We start from the raw sequence: 14,151 nt of genomic DNA, 5'->3' as shown, positions 1-14,151 counted from the left end.
CGCCGCTGAAGCGGCGGGCGATGCCGGTACGTCAGGCGTCCGTCACCCACGCGCCGAACCATTCGCTCGGGCGTGCGATCTCGTCCTGCGCGGCGACGAGTTCGAGCTCGTAGCGGCGTGCATCGTAGGTCGCCTTCACGACCGCATGCACGGCTGCGAGCGTGTGCTCGAACGCGGCGCGCACGGAGTCGCCGCGCAGCCGGCATGCGACGAAGATCGCGCTGGTCAGGTCGCCGACGCCGACCGGATGGCGCGGAAACGCGTACAGCGGGCGCTGGCCGATCCATGCCTCGGTTTCGGTGACGGCGAGCATGTTGAAGCGATCGGCCGGGCTGTTGCGGTCGTGCAGGTGCTTGACGAGGATGATTTGCGGGCCGCGCCGGATCAGCGCGCGGCATGCTTCGACGGCTTCTGCGACGGTTTCGATGCGCCGCCCGACCAGCTTCTGCAGTTCGGTGTGGTTCGGCGACATGCCGTCGGCGAGCGCAGGCATTTCCTGGACCATGAATTCCTCGACGCCGGGCTCGGGCCGGATGCCGCCCGTCTGGCCCATCGCCGGATCGCAGAAGTACCACGCGTTCGGGTTCATCGCCTTCACCGAGCGGACGATCTCGACGGCCGCGCGGGCCTGCGGCGGCGAGCCGAGGAAGCCGGACAGCACGGCGTCGCAGCGCTTGAGCGCGCCGATCGCGGCGATGCCGTCGACGAGCTGCTCCATCTTCGCGGCATCGATCGCGCTGCCCGCCCAATGGCCGTACTGCATGTGATTCGACAACTGGACGGTATTGAGCGGCCAGACGTTGACGCCGAGGCGCTGCATCGGGAACACGGCCGCACTGTTGCCGGCATGGCCGTAGATGACGTGCGACTGAATGCTGAGGACGTTTTTCATGGGAATCGCCTGCACGCGTTTCAGGGTCACGTCACACGATACCCGAGTTCGTCGCGCGCGCGGAAGTCGCGCGGCCCCGGAGTGTTGCGCGCCGTCGTCAGCGCGACCGCGTAGAATCGCGTGGCGCGAGGCGGCCCGGCTGCCCGCGTGCGTCTCCAATCACCGTGATCGCCATGCTTTCGATTCGCAAGATGTTGTATGCCGTGCGCGCCGTCGTGCTCGGCGCGGGTGTCGCCGCCGCGTGCGCCATGCCTGTCGCGGCGGCCGCCGCATCGCCCGCCGGCAACGACGGGCCCGTGTACGGCCCGCGCCTGGAAGGGTTCACCTATCCGGCACCCGTGCGGGTGTATACGTTCGTGTCGCAACGCGAAACGCTCGAGATGGCCTATCTCGACGTGCCGCCGGCGCACCCGAACGGCCGCACCGTCGTGCTGCTGCACGGGAAGAACTTCTGCGCGGCGACCTGGGAGGACACGATCGGCGTGCTGAGCCGTGCCGGCTATCGCGTGATCGCACCGGACCAGATCGGCTTCTGCAAGTCGTCGAAGCCCGATCGCTACCAGTACAGCTTCCAGCAACTGGCGCGCAACACGCACGCGCTGCTCGAATCGGTGGGGGTGAAGTCGGCGACGATCGTCGGCCACTCGACGGGCGGGATGCTCGCGATGCGCTACGCGCTGATGTATCCGAAGGCGACCGAGCAGCTCGTGCTCGTGAACCCGATCGGCCTCGAGGACTGGAAGGCGCTCGGCGTGCCGCCGCTGCCGGTCGACTACTGGTATGCGCGCGAGCAGAAGACCACGGCCGACAGCATCCGCCGCTATGAGCAGGGCACGTACTACGCGGGCAAATGGTCGCCGTCGTACGAGCGCTGGGTGCAGATGCTGGCCGGGATGTACCGTGGCGCCGGCCGCGATGCAGTCGCCTGGAACTCCGCGCTGATCTACGACATGATCCTCACGCAGCCGGTGGTCTACGAACTCGGCGCGATCCGCGTGCCGACGCTGCTGATGATCGGCGACAAGGACACGACCGCGATCGGCAAGGACGTGTCGCCGCCCGACGTGCATGCGAAGCTCGGCCGCTACCCGGAACTCGCGAAGCGGACGCAGGCCGCGATCCCCGGCGCGCAACTCGTCGAATTCCCCGCGCTCGGGCACGCGCCGCAGATCCAGGACCCGGACGCGTTTCACAAGGCGCTGCTCGACGGGCTGGAGGCCGTGCACCCGCAGTGACGCGGGGGCGGCCGCGGGCGTGTGCCGTCAGCGCACCTCGCTCGCGAGCTCGTCGCGGATCTGCGCGGTCAGTTCGAACGAACGCAGCCGTGCCGCGTGATCGTAGATCTGCGCGGTGACGATCAGCTCGTCGGCCCCCGTCTGCGCGATGCGGTCGCGCAGCTTGTCGCGCACGGTGTCGCGCGAGCCGACCGCCGCGAACGACAGCGAATGCGCGACGGTCGCGAGCTCGAGCTCGTTGGCCTCGAGCACGTCGACGGGCGGCGGCAGCTTGCCCGGCGTGCCGCGCCGCAGATTGATGAACTGCTGCTGCAGCGACGTGAACAGGCGCCGCGCCTCGTCGTCGGTATCGGCGACGAACACGTTGACGCCGACCATCGCATGCGGCTTCGGCCACGCGGCCGACGGCCGGTACTGCGCACGATAGATCTCGAGCGCGCGCATCAGATAATCCGGCGCGAAGTGCGACGCGAACGCGAACGGCAGCCCGAGCATCGCGGCCAGCTGCGCGCTGAACAAACTCGAACCGAGCAGCCACACGGGTACGTCGAGCCCCGCGCCGGGCACCGCGCGCACGCGCTGGCCGGGCACCGGCTCCGCGAAATAGCGCTGCAGCTCGGCGACATCGTCCGGAAACGAATCGGCGCTGCCGATCAGGTCGCGGCGTAGCGCGCGCGACGTGGTCTGGTCGGTGCCGGGCGCGCGGCCGAGGCCGAGGTCGATGCGCCCCGGATACAGCGACGCGAGTGTGCCGAACTGCTCGGCGATCACGAGCGGCGCGTGGTTCGGCAGCATGATGCCGCCCGACCCGACGCGGATCGTCTGCGTGGCGCCCGCGACATGGCCGATCACGACGGCCGTTGCCGCGCTCGCGATGCCGGGCATGTTGTGATGCTCGGCGAGCCAGTAGCGCAGGTAACCCCAGCGTTCCGCGTGCTGCGCGAGATCGACGGTATTGCGGAAAGCCTGGGAGGCGTCGGCGCCGGCTGGAATGGGGGCGAGATCGAGTACGGAAAACGGAGTCATCGGTTGGCCTTCGAACAGGGGGGGGCGGGGTGATGCGCTTACGCAACAAATGCCAGGGATTTTGCCAAAGGGTTCCGGAACCTGCTGAGGGCGGCGCGATACCCATGCGCCTTTCAGGGGTGCAAGGCTGAATCCGGCGATCGTTGCGAAAATCAATCCAATCGACGATTAATTACCAATCTTTACGGCGATTGGATGTGAATCCGCATCGACGTACAAATTTGCACGAAACGATTGATTTTCAAGACTGCAATACGCCTGCAAACCGCTTACGCTAACGTGAACGCGGGTGCGCTCAAATGGTTCGCCGACTGCGCAGCTTTGCCGGAATTGCACAAGTCCGTTTCTCGGAGCGCCGAGCGCGGGGTGCCGCAGACTGCTAAAATCCGGCGCCTGCCCATGTTGTGCCGAAGGTAGCCATACGAGTCTTCCCGCATCTCGTCCGGGTTTCGCGCGGAGGTGCCCCACGCGAAGCCGGGCATGGCCACACCCGAAGGATGGGGCGAGCCTCCCTCATATACAGACGCTGCTGGAACAAGGAGTCGGGTCGTGCCCGCGTTCGTCGTTGTCGGAATACCGAATCACGCTCAATCGCGCTCAAGCGTTTTCCATGGCGTTCAGGTCGCCGGGAGGCCTCGCGCATGACGGCAACCGCAACGATGCTCGACTGGCTCCTGATCGTCTTTACGCTGGCCGCGGCCGGCTATGCGCTCGTCGCCGCGTTCGCGCCGCGGCCGCGTACGCCGCGCACGGCCGCGCGCGACGGCTTCGAGCCGGTCAGCGTGCTCAAGCCGCTGTGCGGCGCGGAGCCGCACCTGTACGAAAACCTCGCGACGTTCTGCGAGCAGCGTCATCCGCGTTACGAAGTACTGTTTGGCGTCGCGTCGGCGGCCGATCCGGCCGTCGCCGTGGTCGAACGGCTGCGCGCCGATTACCCCGAGTGCGACATCACGCTCGTGATCGATGCGCGCGTGCACGGCAAGAACCTGAAGGTCAGCAACCTGATCAACCTCGCCGAACGCGCGAAATACGGCCGCATCGTGATCGCGGACAGCGACATCGCGGTGACGCGCGATTATCTGGAGCGCGTGACGGCACCGCTCGCCGACGTGTCGGTCGGCGTCGTCACGTGCCTGTATCATGCGCGCAGCGTCGGCGGGTTCTGGACGCGAATCGGCGCGCAGTTCGTCGACGCCTGGTTCGCGCCGTCGGTCCGGATCACGCATCTCGGCCGCTCGAGCCGCTTCGGCTTCGGCGCGACGCTCGCGCTGACGCGCGACACGCTCGACCGGATCGGCGGCTTTCCCGTGCTGAAGGACGAACTGGCCGACGATTTCTGGCTGGCCGAGCTGCCGCGCCGCCTCGGGCGCCGCACCGTGCTGTCGGAGGTCGAGGTCGCGACCGACGTGATCGAGCCGTCGTTCGGGCCGCTTTGGCACCGCGAGACGCGCTGGCTGCGCACGATCCGTTCGCTGAACCCGGCCGGTTTCGCGTTCCTGTTCATTACGTTCACCGTGCCGTGGCTCGCGATCGGCGCGGCGCTCGCGCTGCGCCTCGACGGCACCTTCGCCGGCTCGCTGGCGGGCTGGGCGGCCGTGGTGGGCGCGTTCGGGCGGCTCGTGCTGCACGCGCGCGGCGAGGACGGCTGGCGCGCATTCTGGCGCGACTTGCCGCTCGTCGCGGTGCGCGACACGCTGCTCGCACTCGAGTGGCTCGCGGCCGTGTTCGGCACGCATGTCGTGTGGCGCGGCGCGAGGATGACGGTCGTCGGCGGCGAGCGCGCGACGGCGGCCGTGGAAGCAGTGGACGGCCGCTAGGGCCGTTCCGGTCGAACCCGGCCCGAGGGCCGAGACGCGCTGCGCGGCGTGGCCGCGCGGCGCGACATGACAGAGAGGCGGGCGCCGGCAGGGCGGCCCGCGGTTTTTTGACTGAATCGTTGTAACGAAACGAACTATGCAGGCTACCGGAGCATTCATGAAAACGCTGTTCTTGCAGGCCCCTTCGTATGACGGCTTCGACGGCGGAGCCGGCTCGCGCTATCAGGCGAAGCGCGAAATCCGTTCCTTCTGGTATCCGACGTGGCTCGCGCAGCCGGCCGCGCTCGTGCCGGGCAGCCGCGTCGTCGACGCGCCGGCCGACGGCCTGTCGGTCGAGGAAACGCTGAAGATCGCCAACGACTACGACCTCGTGATCATCCACACGAGCACGCCGTCGTTCCCGACCGACGCGATGTTCGCGCAGGATCTCAAGAAGATGAAGCCGTCGATGCTGGTCGGCATGGTCGGCGCGAAGGTGATGGTCGATCCGCACAACTCGCTCACGGCGAGCGAGGCGATCGACTTCGTGTGCCGCGAGGAATTCGACTACACCTGCAAGGAAATCGCCGAAGGCAAGCCGTTCGCCGAGATCAAGGGCTTGAGCTGGCGCGCGAAGGACGGCTCGATCGAGCACAACGAAGCGCGTCCGATCCTCGAGAACATGGACGAACTGCCGTTCGTCGCGCCCGTCTACAAGCGCGACCTGAAGATCGACAACTACTTCATCGGCTACCTGAACTACCCGTACGTGTCGATCTACACGGGCCGCGGCTGCAAGTCGCGCTGCACGTTCTGCCTGTGGCCGCAGACGGTCAGCGGCCATCGCTACCGCACGCGCTCGGTCGAGAACGTGCTCGCGGAAGCGAAGTGGATCCGCGACAACATGCCGGAAGTGAAGGAACTGATGTTCGACGACGACACCTTCACCGACGACCTGCCGCGCGCCGAAGCGATCGCGATCGGCCTGGGCAAGCTCGGCATGACGTGGTCGTGCAACGCGAAGGCCAACGTGCCGTACAAGTCGCTCAAGATCATGAAGGAAAACGGCCTGCGCCTGCTGCTGGTCGGCTTCGAATCCGGCGACGACCAGATCCTCGTGAACATCAAGAAGGGCGTGCGCACCGATTTCGCGCGCCGCTTCAGCGCGGACTGCAAGAAGCTCGGCATCAAGATCCACGGCACCTTCATCCTCGGCCTGCCGGGCGAGACGCAGGAGACCATCAAGAAGACGATCGAGTACGCGAAGGAAATCAATCCGCACACGATCCAGGTCTCGCTCGCCGCGCCGTATCCGGGCACGACGCTCTACAAGCAGGCCGTGGAGAACGGCTGGATGGAAGAGAACAAGACCATCAACCTGGTGAGCAAGGAAGGTGTGCAGCTCGCGGCGATCGGCTACGCGCACCTGTCGCGCGACGAGATCTATCACCACCTCGAGCAGTTCTATCGCCAGTTCTACTTCCGTCCGTCGAAGATCTGGGAGATCGTGCGCGAGATGCTGACGAGCTGGGACATGATGAAGCGCCGCCTGCGCGAAGGCGTCGAGTTCTTCCGCTTCCTGCGCGCGCACGAGGCGTAATCCGTGGCGACGCAGCGGGCGGCGCGGGCGCTGATCTTCACCGCGGACGACTTCGGGCTGCACCCGCGCGTCAACGCGGCAGTCGAACGCGCGCACCGCGACGGCGTGCTGAACGCCGCGAGCCTGATGGTCGGCGCGAGCGCCGCACCGGATGCGATCGAGCGCGCGCGGCGGCTGCCGTCGCTCGCGGTCGGCCTGCATCTCGTGCTCGCGGACGGGCCGGCCACGCTGCCCGCGCATGAGATTCCCGCACTCGTCGGCCCCGATGGGCGGTTCGGCGACGCGATGGCGAAGGACGGCTGCCGCTTCTTCTTCCTGCCGCACGTGCGGGCGCAGCTGCGCCGCGAGATTCGCGCGCAGTTCGACGCGTTCGCGGCGAGCGGCCTGCCGCTCGACCACGTGAACGCGCACAAGCATTTCCACCTGCATCCGACCGTGCTGTCGCTGATCATCGAGATCGGCCGCGACTACGGGCTGCGCGCGGTGCGGCTGCCGTACGAGACGAGCGCGCCCGCGCTGCTCAAGCCGTGGATCGCGCTCGTGCGCGCGCGGCTCGACCGGGCGGGGCTCGCGCACAACGACTACGTGGTCGGGATCGAGCATACGGGCGCGATGGACGAGGCCGTGCTGCTCGACGCGCTGGCCAAGCTGCCGCCGGGCGTCGGCGAGATCTACTGCCATCCGGCCGAGGCCGGCGACGGCCCGATCACGCCGACGATGGCCGGCTACCGTCCGGTGGACGAACTCGATGCGCTGCTGTCGCCGCGCGTCGCGGCCGCGCTGAAGGCCGCGGGCGTCGCGACCGGCGGTTTTGCCGACGTGTTCGGCCAGCCGGCGTCGCGGCGCGGCGGGCAGGCGGCGCGCGCACCGGGAGCGCAGCCGTCATGATCAAGTGGATCAAATGGCTCGGCTGGCCGCTCGGCATCGGCATCCTGCTGGCGCTGGGGCTGCACGAAGGCATCGGCGACGTGTCGCAGATGCTCGCGCGCGCCGGTTACGCGCTGCTGTGGCTCGTACCGTTCCACGCGCTGCCGCTGCTGCTCGACGCTTACGCGTGGCACCTGCTGCTCGACAAGCGCTCGTCGCTGCCGTTCCTCTGGTGGATCGCGACCGTGCGCGAAGCCGTGAACCGGCTGCTGCCGGTGGTCGGGATCGGCGGCGAGCTGGTCGGCATCCGGCTCGCGCGCTGGCAGGTGCCCGACGCGAGCCGCGTGACGGCGTCGGTGATCGTCGAGGTGCTCGTGACGATCGTCGTCCAGTATGCGTTTGCCGCGCTCGGCCTCGTGCTGCTGCTCGCGACGACGGACAACATGGGCGGCGGCACGATCGGCCTCGCGCTGCTGCTGACGCTGCCGCTGCCGGTGCTCGGCGTCGTGCTGATGCGCCGCGGCGGGATCTTCCACGCGATCGAGCGTTTCGCGGGCCGCCTGCTCGGCGATTCGCACCGGCTGCTGCAGGGCGTCGACGGCAAGCGCCTCGATGCCGACATCGATACGCTGATGTCGCGCACGGGCCTGTTGTTCAGCGCGTTCTTCTGGCAGCTGGCCGGCTACGTGCTCGGCGCGCTCGAGATCTACTGGGCGCTCGCGCTGCTCGGCCATCCGGTGTCGATCGGCGGCGCGATCGCGATCGAGGCGATGACGCAGGCCGTGCGCCATGCGGCGTTCATGGTGCCGGGCGGCCTCGGCGTGCAGGAGGCGACCGTCGTGCTGCTCGCGCAGATGTTCGGCGTCGACCGCGAGACGGCGCTGTCGCTCGCGCTGGTCAAGCGTGGCCGCGAGGTGCTGTTCGGCTGCCTCGCGCTCGGTTCGTGGCAGCTTGCCGAACTCGTGCGCACGCGCCGCAGCATCGGTGCGCCGCCGGCCGTGCCGCGCGCGCCGCACGCGACGGGCCGCGTGGCCGAATCCGAAACCGAAACGATGCATTGACCACGAGACGGGCCGCGCGCCCGTCTCGCGCTTTTGGCGTCGCGCGGGTATCCTTGCCGCGTGTTTTCTCGACGCGCATTTCTTCCGATGAATTTCCGTTTCCGGCTGCTCCCCGTGACGATGCTGGCCGCCGCGCTGGCGCTGACCGGCTGCGACGACAAGCAAGGCAACCTCGACGTGCAACGTATCAGGGACTTCTTCAACGCGATCAAGCCCGCGCCGCTGCTGCTGAAGGGGCTGAAGGCCGGCGAATCGACCGAGGCCGACGTGCGCGGCACGATGGGCAAACCCGAGACCGAGCGCGACTTCACCGACGGCTCGAAGCGTCTCGAATACCCGCGCGGCCCGATGGGCAACCAGACGTGGTTCGTCGACCTCGATGCGAACGGCCGCTACACGGGCGCGACGCAGGTGCTGACCGCCGAGAATTTCGCGAAAGTGCGCCCGGGGATGAACGAGGACGAGGTGCGGCGCCTGCTCGGCAAGCCCGGCGACATCGCGCAGTATCCGCTCAAGCCCGAGACGGTCTGGAGCTGGCGCTGGCTCGAGGACGGCGTCAACACCGACGCGTTCTTCAACGTCCATTTCGGCCCGGACGGGCTCGTCTACACGACTTCGCGCTCCGACATCCTGAAGGGGCGGTAAGCCCGACCGTCTTCTTCGGCGCTATATCGAAAAAGCGACCGGAAAATTGCAAAAAGTCCGCTTCCCTGGCCGTTATCCGGTTGTCAGGGAGCGGCTTTTTTCCTTTTGAAACAGCGGTGTAGGTCGCGGTTGAAAATGACGGGGCGGATTGTTGCGACGCAGCAATCGCGTGCCGGGTGATTTGAGGCAATCAATTTCGCTTGCGACTATCCGCGTCAGCCCGACGCGGGACAGGCAGACGCGTCGGCATCCATTCCAACTCTGGAGACGCGCGTGTTCCTTTACGGCTTTGGTCCTGTCCTCTGGGCCGGCACCGTGCAGACCATCGAGCTGTCGGTGCTGTCGCTCGCCACTGCGGTGGCGCTGGGGCTGATCGGCGCGGTGGCGAAGCTGTCGCACAACCGGGTGCTGCGAGCGATCGCGACCGGTTATACGACGCTGATCCGCTCGGTGCCCGATCTCGTCCTGATGCTGCTGCTGTTCTACAGCATCCAGATCTGGCTGAACCAGTTCACCGACTTCGTCGGCTGGGACCAGATCGACATCGACCCGTTCGTGGCCGGCGTGCTCACGCTCGGCTTCATCTATGGCGCGTACTTCACCGAGACGTTCCGCGGCGCGTTCCTGTCGGTGCCGCGCGGCCAGCTCGAAGCCGGTGCGGCTTACGGGATGAGCGGGATGCGCGTGTTCGTGCGGATCATGTTTCCGCAGATGATGCGTTTTGCGCTGCCGGGCATCGGCAACAACTGGCAGGTGCTCGTGAAGGCCACCGCGCTGGTGTCGATCATCGGTCTCGCGGACGTCGTGAAGGCCGCGCAGGACGCCGGCAAGAGCACGTTCAACATGTTCTTCTTCATCCTCGTCGCGGCGCTGATCTATCTCGCGATCACGACCGTTTCCAACCTCGTGCTGATCCAGCTCGAGAAGCGTTATTCCATGGGCGTGCGGCACGCAGAACTATGATCGAGATCCTCCAGGAATTCGGCCAGGCGTTCCTTTACTGGGACGGCCAGCGCCTCTCCGGCCTCGCGGTGACGCTGTGGCTGCTCGTCGCGTCGATTTCGCTCGGCTTCGTGTGCGCGGTGCCGCTCGCGGTCGCGCGCGTGTCGAAGAACAAGTGGGTGTCGACGCCGGTGCGGTTCTACACGTACGTGTTCCGCGGCACGCCGCTCTACGTGCAGTTGCTGCTGCTGTACACGGGCATGTACAGCCTCGAGTTCGTGCGGTCGCACTCGCTGCTCGACGCGTTCTTCCGCAGCGGCTTCAACTGCGCGATTCTCGCGTTCGCGCTGAACACCTGCGCATACACGACCGAGATCTTCGCGGGTGCGATCCGCGCGATTCCGCACGGCGAGGTCGAGGCGGCGCGGGCATACGGGATGTCGCCGTTCACGATGTACCGCCGCGTGATCCTGCCGTCGGCGCTGCGCCGCGCGCTGCCGCTGTACAGCAACGAGGTGATCCTGATGCTGCACGCGACCACCGTCGCGTTCACGGCGACCGTGCCGGACATCCTGAAGGTCGCACGCGATGCGAATTCCGCGACCTACATGGCGTTCCAGTCGTTCGGAATCGCCGCGCTGATCTATCTTGCGGTATCGTTCGCACTCGTCGCGGCGTTTCGCCGCGCGGAGCGCCACTGGCTCGCGTATCTCGCGGCCGCCCGTCATTGATTCACTTCGAGGAGAGCCAGTTGGCCGAGATCACTCAAACGAGCGCGTCCGCTTCCACCAAGCTTGCCGCGGTCGACATTCACAAGCGCTACGGCGACAACGAGGTGCTCAAGGGCGTATCGCTGAACGCGAAGGCCGGCGACGTCATCAGCATCATCGGCGCGAGCGGCTCGGGTAAGAGCACGTTCCTGCGCTGCATCAATTTTCTCGAGCGGCCGAATGCGGGGCAGATCGTCGTCGACGGCGAGACCGTGCGCACGAAGACCGACCGCGCCGGTGCGCTCGAAGTCGCCGATCACAAGCAGCTTCAGCGCATCCGCACGAAGCTCGCGATGGTGTTCCAGCACTTCAACCTCTGGGCACACATGAATGTGCTCGAGAACGTGATGGAAGCGCCGGTGCACGTGCTCGGCATTTCGAAGAAGGAAGCCGAGGAGCGCGCGCGCGAGTACCTGGAGAAGGTCGGCTTGCCGCCGCGCGTCGAGAAGCAGTATCCGTCGCATCTTTCCGGTGGCCAGCAGCAGCGCGTGGCGATTGCGCGCGCGCTGGCGATGCATCCGGACGTGATGCTGTTCGACGAGCCGACGTCGGCGCTCGACCCGGAACTGGTGGGCGAAGTGCTGAAAGTGATGCAGAAGCTCGCCGAGGAAGGCCGCACGATGATCGTCGTCACGCACGAGATGGGTTTCGCGCGCAACGTGTCGAATCACGTGATGTTCCTGCATCAGGGGCGGACCGAGGAAGAGGGCGATCCGAAGGAAGTGCTGGTACGCCCGCAGAGCGAGCGGCTGAAGCAGTTCCTGTCGGGCAGTCTCAAGTAACGCGACAGGGCGGGTTTCATACGTGGTACCGGTGTCTCGTCCCGCAGGCGCCACCCGCACGATGCAGGTGGCGATCGTTGCATTGCCGCCCGTGTCGATGTCGGGCGTGGGTCCGATCGTCGATGCGCTGAACCTCGCGAACGAGATCGACGGGCGGCTGCTGTATCGCTGGCAGGTGTGTTCGTGGGACGGGCGGCCCGTGCCGCTTGCCGGCGGTGCGCAGTGGCATGCCGATGCGGCGTTCAACGATGCGATCGCGTGCGACTGGGTCATCGTCGTGTCGGAGCGGTTTCAGCAGTTTGCCGACTATCGGTTGTTTCTCGCGAGTCTCGCGCGGGTCGGGCAGCGCACGCCGCTCGTGACCGGGATTCATCACGGCGTGTGGTGGCTGGCGATGGCCGGGCAGCTTTCCGGGTACCGGGTGAGCGTGAACTGGGAGACGTATCAGCAGTTCGCCGAACAGTTCGAGCGGTCGATCGTCACGCAGCAGATCTTCGAGATCGATCGGGACCGCGCGACGTGCGCGGGCGGGCAGGCTACCGTGGATTTCATGCTGGCCATGATTGGCCGGGAACATGGGGCGGACCTCGCGGAGCGGATTGCCGATGCACTCGGGGTCGGGACTTTGCGGAGCGGCGAAGAGCGGCAGCGGATTCCCTTTGTGACTGCGCCGGGCGAGCGGCATCCTCGGTTGAACGATGCGTTGCTGCTCATGGAAGCCAATGTCGAGGATCCGTTGACGACCGACGAGATCGCCGAACTCGTCGGCGTTTCACGCCGGCAGCTCGAGCGGCTCTTTCGACAGTATCTCGGGGCGATGCCCTCGAAGTATTACCTCAACCTCCGGTTGCTCAAGGCCCGGACTCAGTTGCAGCGGACCAGCAAGTCGGTTGTGCAGGTTAGCCTCGCCTGTGGGTTTTCTTCTGCTGCGCATTTTTCCAACGCGTACCGCGAGAGGTTCGGGGTCACGCCTCGGGAGGATCGGCGAGCGTGGCTCGAGAAGCAGACCGGCGGGGGCAGTGAACCGCGGGGTGGGGCGCTCGTCGAGCGTGGGAAGGATTGATTTCAGGTTTTTTTGCAGTGCGCTTGCTTTTGTCGTGAAGCACCTGTGAGCTTGTCGGTCTATTAGCGTCGCCCCTGCGCGGGGCGGCGGTTACTTTTCTTTGTCTTGCCAAAGAAAAGTAACCAAAAGAAAGGCGCTGGGAAAACGCATGACTTCCCGGTGCCATGGTTCCCGGAGTGGACACCGCCTAAGTGTCCGCGCCAGTCAGGAACACGGAGTGGTTCGAGCAATGGTTCTGACGCCACTCCCTACCCAACAGAGCGGTATACCGCCCGCAAGCTCCATCCTCGCTTCGCTTGGCTGCACGGTACTTCAAGTTGCGCGGTGATGGTGTTTGCGGTGATCTTGCCATGAGGCGTGCGACAAATGGACGACGACGGCGCACATCCGATCCTCAAGAGCAGCGATAGGGGTTAGACGGCAAGACCTAAGTAGGGGGCGACGTATGGCTTGCAATAGAACAGCGTGGCGAGCAACGTTACAACGAAAAACGCTCCACCCCAGCGACGTCCCGACCATCGTTTATACGCTACCGCGTTCAATATCGCGCATGTGATGGCGGGCCATAACAGCATGGCGAACATGCCCCACAGGAACTTCGCATGCGACGTGCAGTGTTCCATGTCGTTGCAGCCTGTCGCATGTGATTTCATCTCGGGCCAATGGATGTGATTGAGGGAGTAGATGGTCACCCATGTGACGAGCAAGCCCCATACGAACCCCAGTACAGCGAGCACCATACGTTTCATTTCACTTCCCAGAAAAGGATTTCTTTGGCACTGGCAAGGTCGGAGAACCAGTTGTTGTTTGTCAGTGGGTTTCGGAATCGCGACATACCAATGCGGAAGCGTAAGAAACTTACGACGGATGGCGTAAGCGTGTCCTTGTTCCACAAGTCGATATGACCGCCGCTCAGTACGTCGGCCGAGTCGCCATCCTGTCGCCAGTAGCCGAAAAAGTAGATGATACCGGTTCGGTTTTTCACCTTGGTTTGCCAATCTGGGCCAGTGATGTTTTCTGGTTTGCCAAGCCCCAGGAATGGACGCAGCTTTAACCATTCAGCCAGCTCGTACGCGCGTGTCGCTGTCGATTTGCCTCCAAGCATCAGACGGCCTAGCGTCTTCTTTCCCGGCATCGGCTTCAACACATTTTGCGAAAACGACTTCATGTCGCTTCCGATGCTGTGGAACGTGACGCTCATGCGAATGGCGCATTGATTCTCATATTCGCCGGTAGGGTCGTCGTAGGGGTCTTTCTTCGGGTACGCGTTCCAAAGGTCTTGAAAGGACAGCGTTTGAAGCAGTACAGATTGCTTTGATTTTGGTGTGTCGTTCGTGCGGATCTTGGTGGATGGATTAGGCATGGCTTACCCCGGTGGAGCCTATCCGAAACTTTGTGTGCGAGGCATAAACTGGCGACCAAGGAGCCACTTTTATGCCACGCAAACGCAAGGAAGAAGTGACGATCGAACC

At 65.5% G+C, this 14,151-nt stretch carries 14 protein-coding genes; 10 read left to right on the top strand and 4 right to left on the bottom strand.

Features of this window, described 5'->3' with window-relative positions:
• Positions 1-31: 31 nt before the first annotated feature.
• On the bottom strand, positions 32-892 hold the full coding sequence (pdxY, locus tag ABIC51_RS33040; RefSeq protein ID WP_027787980.1) for a pyridoxal kinase PdxY: 861 nt from the start codon (positions 890-892) through the stop codon (positions 32-34).
• A 173-nt stretch (positions 893-1,065) separates the two neighbouring features.
• On the opposite strand from pdxY, the gene ABIC51_RS33035 reads away from it, so the two are divergent.
• Complete coding sequence (locus ABIC51_RS33035) at positions 1,066-2,127, top strand: alpha/beta fold hydrolase (protein WP_027787979.1); 1,062 nt, start codon at positions 1,066-1,068, stop codon at positions 2,125-2,127.
• 27 nt (positions 2,128-2,154) lie between these two features.
• Here ABIC51_RS33035 and ABIC51_RS33030 read toward each other — a convergent pair whose 3' ends face one another.
• Positions 2,155-3,153, bottom strand: a complete 999-nt coding sequence (locus ABIC51_RS33030) for an LLM class flavin-dependent oxidoreductase (protein WP_027787978.1) — start codon at positions 3,151-3,153, stop codon at positions 2,155-2,157.
• Between the two features lie 641 nt (positions 3,154-3,794).
• Here ABIC51_RS33030 and hpnI point away from each other — a divergent pair.
• From hpnI to ABIC51_RS32985, 9 genes are all read left to right on the top strand, one after another.
• Positions 3,795-4,970 carry a bacteriohopanetetrol glucosamine biosynthesis glycosyltransferase HpnI gene (hpnI, locus tag ABIC51_RS33025; protein ID WP_027787977.1) on the top strand — a complete coding sequence of 392 codons (1,176 nt, stop codon included), beginning with the start codon at positions 3,795-3,797 and terminating at the stop codon, positions 4,968-4,970.
• Positions 4,971-5,127: 157 nt separating this feature from the next.
• Positions 5,128-6,549 carry a hopanoid biosynthesis associated radical SAM protein HpnJ gene (gene hpnJ, locus ABIC51_RS33020; RefSeq protein WP_027787976.1) on the top strand — a complete coding sequence of 474 codons (1,422 nt, stop codon included), beginning with the start codon at positions 5,128-5,130 and terminating at the stop codon, positions 6,547-6,549.
• 3 nt (positions 6,550-6,552) lie between these two features.
• On the top strand, positions 6,553-7,437 hold the full coding sequence (gene hpnK / locus ABIC51_RS33015; RefSeq protein WP_027787975.1) for a hopanoid biosynthesis-associated protein HpnK: 885 nt from the start codon (positions 6,553-6,555) through the stop codon (positions 7,435-7,437).
• Entirely contained in the window at positions 7,434-8,477 is a 1,044-nt protein-coding gene (locus ABIC51_RS33010) for a lysylphosphatidylglycerol synthase domain-containing protein (RefSeq protein ID WP_354006827.1), read from the top strand. The genes hpnK and ABIC51_RS33010 overlap by 4 nt, the downstream gene beginning before the upstream one ends.
• 87 nt (positions 8,478-8,564) lie before the next feature.
• Entirely contained in the window at positions 8,565-9,122 is a 558-nt protein-coding gene (locus ABIC51_RS33005; RefSeq protein ID WP_021163189.1) for a lipoprotein, read from the top strand.
• Between the two features lie 273 nt (positions 9,123-9,395).
• Entirely contained in the window at positions 9,396-10,085 is a 690-nt protein-coding gene (locus ABIC51_RS33000; protein WP_021163190.1) for an ABC transporter permease, read from the top strand.
• A complete protein-coding gene (locus ABIC51_RS32995) occupies positions 10,082-10,795 on the top strand; it encodes an ABC transporter permease (protein WP_011351456.1) in 714 nt (237 codons plus the stop codon). Before ABIC51_RS33000 ends, ABIC51_RS32995 begins: the two co-directional genes overlap by 4 nt.
• A 20-nt stretch (positions 10,796-10,815) precedes the next feature.
• Positions 10,816-11,616: an ABC transporter ATP-binding protein gene (locus tag ABIC51_RS32990; protein WP_021163192.1), complete on the top strand. Its 801-nt coding sequence runs from the start codon at positions 10,816-10,818 to the stop codon at positions 11,614-11,616.
• A gap of 22 nt (positions 11,617-11,638) precedes the next feature.
• Positions 11,639-12,679, top strand: coding sequence for a GlxA family transcriptional regulator (locus ABIC51_RS32985; RefSeq protein ID WP_027787973.1), 1,041 nt, complete (start codon positions 11,639-11,641; stop codon positions 12,677-12,679).
• A 413-nt stretch (positions 12,680-13,092) separates the two neighbouring features.
• Here ABIC51_RS32985 and ABIC51_RS32980 read toward each other — a convergent pair whose 3' ends face one another.
• Both ABIC51_RS32980 and ABIC51_RS32975 read right to left on the bottom strand, forming a co-directional pair.
• Positions 13,093-13,428, bottom strand: a complete 336-nt coding sequence (locus tag ABIC51_RS32980; protein ID WP_027787972.1) for a hypothetical protein — start codon at positions 13,426-13,428, stop codon at positions 13,093-13,095.
• On the bottom strand, positions 13,425-14,042 hold the full coding sequence (locus ABIC51_RS32975; RefSeq protein ID WP_027787971.1) for a type VI secretion system amidase effector protein Tae4: 618 nt from the start codon (positions 14,040-14,042) through the stop codon (positions 13,425-13,427). Before ABIC51_RS32975 ends, ABIC51_RS32980 begins: the two co-directional genes overlap by 4 nt.
• Between the last annotated feature and the right edge of the window lie 109 nt (positions 14,043-14,151).

Source organism: Burkholderia sp. 572 (genome assembly GCF_040545135.1).
GTDB classification, from domain to species: domain Bacteria; phylum Pseudomonadota; class Gammaproteobacteria; order Burkholderiales; family Burkholderiaceae; genus Burkholderia; species Burkholderia cepacia.
This window is presented reverse-complemented; position numbering and strand designations above follow the sequence as displayed.

Bases quoted from the DNA above. Each gene is read 5' to 3' on its own strand.
- pdxY (WP_027787980.1), bottom strand. From the start codon at position 892: ATGAAAAACGTCCTCAGCATTCAGTCGCACGTCATCTACGGCCATGCC.
- ABIC51_RS33035 (WP_027787979.1), top strand. From the start codon at position 1,066: ATGCTTTCGATTCGCAAGATGTTGTATGCCGTGCGCGCCGTCGTGCTC.
- ABIC51_RS33030 (WP_027787978.1), bottom strand. From the start codon at position 3,153: ATGACTCCGTTTTCCGTACTCGATCTCGCCCCCATTCCAGCCGGCGCC.
- hpnI (WP_027787977.1), top strand. From the start codon at position 3,795: ATGACGGCAACCGCAACGATGCTCGACTGGCTCCTGATCGTCTTTACG.
- hpnJ (WP_027787976.1), top strand. From the start codon at position 5,128: ATGAAAACGCTGTTCTTGCAGGCCCCTTCGTATGACGGCTTCGACGGC.
- ABIC51_RS33010 (WP_354006827.1), top strand. From the start codon at position 7,434: ATGATCAAGTGGATCAAATGGCTCGGCTGGCCGCTCGGCATCGGCATC.
- ABIC51_RS33005 (WP_021163189.1), top strand. From the start codon at position 8,565: ATGAATTTCCGTTTCCGGCTGCTCCCCGTGACGATGCTGGCCGCCGCG.
- ABIC51_RS32995 (WP_011351456.1), top strand. From the start codon at position 10,082: ATGATCGAGATCCTCCAGGAATTCGGCCAGGCGTTCCTTTACTGGGAC.
- ABIC51_RS32980 (WP_027787972.1), bottom strand. From the start codon at position 13,428: ATGAAACGTATGGTGCTCGCTGTACTGGGGTTCGTATGGGGCTTGCTC.
- ABIC51_RS32975 (WP_027787971.1), bottom strand. From the start codon at position 14,042: ATGCCTAATCCATCCACCAAGATCCGCACGAACGACACACCAAAATCA.